This is a genomic window from Archangium sp. (assembly GCF_036277355.1).
Lineage (GTDB): Bacteria > Myxococcota > Myxococcia > Myxococcales > Myxococcaceae > Archangium.
Genome location: NZ_DASUNC010000006.1, coordinates 1 through 4,014 on the forward strand (window position 1 = coordinate 1; position 4,014 = coordinate 4,014).

Consider the following 4,014-nt stretch of genomic DNA (forward strand, 5'->3'; position numbering starts at 1 on the left):
ACGCAGGAAGGCCTCATAGGGAGCCTGGGGGAGGGTGGCCGAGAGCACCGGGCCGGTGGACTCCACCTCCTCCTTCCACATGCCCTCGCCCCGCCGCAGTGTCAGCACCACCTCGCCCCGCTGTCCCTTCACGTACCGGTACAGCGCCCACTCCACCAGGCCGCGGAAGCGCTCGGCGTCCTCGTCCTGTGCCTCGGCACCGCTGCCTTCGTGCGCGTGCAGCCCGAGCAGCCGCACCCGCTCGCCTTCCACGTGGAGCCCGAGTGCCAGCCATGCCCCCTTGCGCTTCAGCCCGCGCGCGGCTTCCCAGGCCCGGACACGCACCTCCCGTGTCCCCTCCAGCACCTCGGCGGCGGGGAGTGCCCGGGCCTCCATGCCCGAGCCCATTTCGCTGAACGCGGGCGCCCGCGGGCCCGGTGACTCCAGGGCGAAGCCCATACGGGCGCTCGGGTGACCGCGGCACGCGGCCAGTGTCACCAGCATCACGGCTTGAAGAAGAATCGAGGGCGTCTTCATGGGCGCGGCATGGGGCGGCTTTCTCTCCAAGTCCGTCGCTGAATACTTCAAGCGCGAGGAGGCGAAGTCCCCATGAACCGAGATGGGGCTGGCAGGGGCCGGTTCAGTGGAGAGGCCGGCCGAGGGAGTCGAGGACGGGGCGGCGGGTGGGCAGGGTGTGGTGCTCGTGGTCGTAGAAGCACTCGGGGCCGAGCAGGGAGATGAACTCGCGCTCGCGCGTGATGCCGGACTCGGTGCCCGCCTCCGTGGGCAGCTCGTAGGGCTGGACGAGCACGAGGTCCTCACCGAGCGGCTGGCGGCATTCGGCGGGCAGTGAGTCGAGGCGCTCGCCGAACATGCGGACGAAGGGGGGGCCATAGAAATTGCGCCAGACGAGACCAGGAAGTCCCTCACTGTAGTCACGCACGGTGTGCTCCTCTTCCGAGTAGGTGAAGTCCTTTCCTCCTTCCATGGGGATACTCTTGTGGACGAGCCGCCACCGCTTGCCATGGATATCTGTTTCCAGTCCTGCCAGGGCCAGAGGTGACTGAAGGAGGCGCATCAACTCCGCTACCTGTTGTGCATGCGCTGCACGCCATGAGTCCTTCGATGCCGACCTGGCGGACGTCATCCAGGAAATGGAGCCCGTGTAGGGTGGAGCGCCGGTCGAGGAGGGATGAATCGCGATGAAATCCCGATCCGTTCTGGCGGCAACCATCAGATTGTTGTGCTCCTCGTAATAGGCGACGAGTGGCGCGAGCTCACTGGAGGCCGGGTCCATCTCACGCTTCAATGAGGCGGAACTGTAGCGCTTGGGCTCGAACCATCGGTATCTGCGAAGGACGAGGTCGAGGAGCTCTCGTACGACATCAATCGAGGGACGGCCAGGAGGAAGCCTTATTTGGAGAGCCAGGTATTTGACGGGCATGATTAGCGAGAAGACTTCATGGGTAATAGTTCAGGCTTGCCTTGCCATGTTCTGGGACTGCTCGCGCAGGGGTGACTCGTTCAGCAGGTAGCCAGGTGGCGGGGCGGCGACACGTAGGAGGTCAGCAGCTTGCAGGAGGTTCTGCCGACGCAGGAGTGGTTGTGAAAGCGGTGCCGAAGCCGCTCAGTGGAGAGGTCGGCCGAGAGAATCGAGGACAGGGCGGCGGGAGGGGAGGGTGTGGTGCTCGTGGTCGTAGAAGCACTCGGGGCCGAGCAGGGAGATGAGCTCGCGCTCGCGCGCGATGCCAGACGCGGTGCCCGCCTCCGTGGGGAGCTCGTAGGGCTGGACGAGGACGAGGTCCTCACCGAGCGGCTGGCGGCATTCGGCGGGCAGTGAGTCGAGGCGCTCGCCGAACATGCGCACGAAGGGTGGGCCATAGAAATTGCGCCAGAAGAGTCCCGCGAGTCCTTCGCTGTAGTCGCGCACGGTGATGACGCGCAGCTCTCCCACCTCTTGTGGAATCCATCGCCGCGTCTTGCGATCGAAGTCCTGACCCATTCCGACTTGAGCGAGAGGGGATTGGACGAGGCGCATGAGTTCGGCGACCTGCTGGACGAGGGCGGTGCTCCAGGCCGCTTTGGACGCCGAGCGGACAGAGGTCGTCCAGGAGATTTCGCCTATGTAGGGAAACTCGGCGCCGCGGGCGGGCGAGAACCAGATGAAGTCCCGATCCGTTTTGGCTCCGACACACAGCCAGCCGTGCTCCTCGTAATAGGCGATCAGGGGGGCGAGATCCAAGTGTGCCGGGTCGATCGCTTCCTTCATGGATGCATAACCGTAGCGCCTGGCCTCGAACCATCGGAACCGACGAAGGGCGAGTTCAAGGACTTCCCTTACGAGGCCACCCGAGAGACGGCCCGGTGGAAGTCGTATTTCGATATCAAGCGATGTGGGCGAACGCATCATGGGTGTCTTCTCACAATCGCCTTTCTGTCTGTTTCCAGGAGGTCCAAACGAAGCTGGAGTGGTTCTGAAAGGTGCGTTGCTCCGTCGGGATGTCTGGCAGAGCGGACCCATAGCTCGAGGTGACCGCCGTATTCCTCCACATACTCAATCATGGCCTCGAGATTGCCGGAGAGGGACAGCTCTTTACGAGCCTTGGCCTCGACAAAGGGATAGGGCTGGCCCCATATGAGCTCCGCCGGGTTGCCCTTCACCGAGTCGGGGATGAAGCCCTGGGCGCGGCTGCCCGGCGGCGGCATCATCATCGCCCCGTTACGCTCGTATCTCGCCAGTTGGAGGATGGCGTCCTCGAAGACGTTGCCCGCCTGCCGGTTCTTGAGGATGGACTCATACAGGCGCTCCCAGTTGGCGTCGGGCTGGAAGGAGAAGCGGGGGTACTTCTCGGGGTGGCGGAATTGGTAGTCCACCCAGCGCTGGGCCTTGTGCATGGGCGTGCCGGGCAGCAGCGGGCTACCGTCCGCCAGCGTGCGCGCGCCCAGCAGCGGCACCTTCTGGCCCGCCTTCAGCGCCCCGGCCGCCTCGCGCAGCGGCGCCTCCAACCCGCGCGCCACGCGCTGGAGGAATCGCAGCTCCTCCTCGCTGAAGGAGTGGCCCCGGGCCGCCGCCGCCATCAAGCGCTCTATCTCCTTGGAGTCTCCAGGAGACAGGTGCGAGGCCACGCGCGAGAGCACCCGCACCTCGTCCAGGCTGCGGCCGGTGAGCAGCGCCAGTTGCTCGGCGCCCTCGCTGCCGCCGCGCATCAGCACGGCGCCGGCCACGAAGGGCACCAGCACGCCCAGCGCGCACACCAGACGCTCGGGGTGGGTGAGGAGGTGGCCGGTGAGGCTCCTGCCCGTGACGGCCGCCTTCGCGTCCGCCACCTCTCCAACCCCCGGAGTCAGGCCCACCAGCAGCTCCAGCACCAGCTCTTCGGGCTTGTACACCTCCGGGTCGAAGGCCGCGTTGTAGTCCAGGTGCACGGGCGCCAGCCGGCCCACCTGCACCGCGCTGGCCAGGGCCGAGCGGTGGGCCAACAGGTAGAGGGCCACCTCGTCGGGCGTGCGCTTGAGGAAGTCCGGGTCCTCGGTGTGCGCGTAGGCCCAGGCCAGCGTGGCGCTACCCAGCGCCCGGAGGGACTGCTCTCTCAGGGGTGACTCGCTCAGCAGGTAACCCGGAGCCAGGCGGCGCGGGGGCGGCACATGGGTGGCCAGCAGCTCGCGCCCCCACTCCTCGTACTCGGCCAGCTTGCGCTGCACGGCCCGCCAGCGCACCTCCCGCTGCCGCTCCTGCTCCAGCAGCGTCACGTACTTCTCCAGGGGAGAGGGGGCCTTCTTCAGCGCCTCGTCCGGCTGCCGCAGCAGCCACTGCTCCAGTCCCTGGAGGGCCGTCAGGCGCTCGTCGTGAGACTCTCCCCAGGGGCCCGGGGCCCGCGGCGCCTGGCGCTGCAGACGCAGGAAGGCCTCATAGGGAGCCTGGGGGAGGGTGGCCGAGAGCACCGGGCCGGTGGACTCCACCTCCTCCTTCCACATGCCCTCGCCCCGCCGCAGTGTCAGCACCACCTCGCCCCGCTGTCCCTTCACGTACCGGTA

The 4,014-nt window shown here is 66.9% G+C and carries 3 protein-coding genes and 1 pseudogene; all 4 read right to left on the bottom strand.

Annotated elements, in window-relative coordinates; all coding sequences use genetic code 11:
* A pseudogene (locus VFZ09_RS01400) lies at positions 1-516 on the bottom strand (hypothetical protein); the annotation flags it as partial.
* Positions 517-619: 103 nt separating this feature from the next.
* Positions 620-967 carry a hypothetical protein gene (locus tag VFZ09_RS01405; RefSeq protein WP_329725618.1) on the bottom strand — a complete coding sequence of 116 codons (348 nt, stop codon included), beginning with the start codon at positions 965-967 and terminating at the stop codon, positions 620-622.
* A 639-nt stretch (positions 968-1,606) separates the two neighbouring features.
* A complete protein-coding gene (locus tag VFZ09_RS01410; protein WP_329725619.1) occupies positions 1,607-2,389 on the bottom strand; it encodes a hypothetical protein in 783 nt (260 codons plus the stop codon).
* Positions 2,386-4,014: pre-toxin TG domain-containing protein (locus VFZ09_RS01415; RefSeq protein ID WP_329725620.1), on the bottom strand; the 1,629-nt coding region annotated here is incomplete at its 5' end. The genes VFZ09_RS01415 and VFZ09_RS01410, both read right to left, overlap by 4 nt.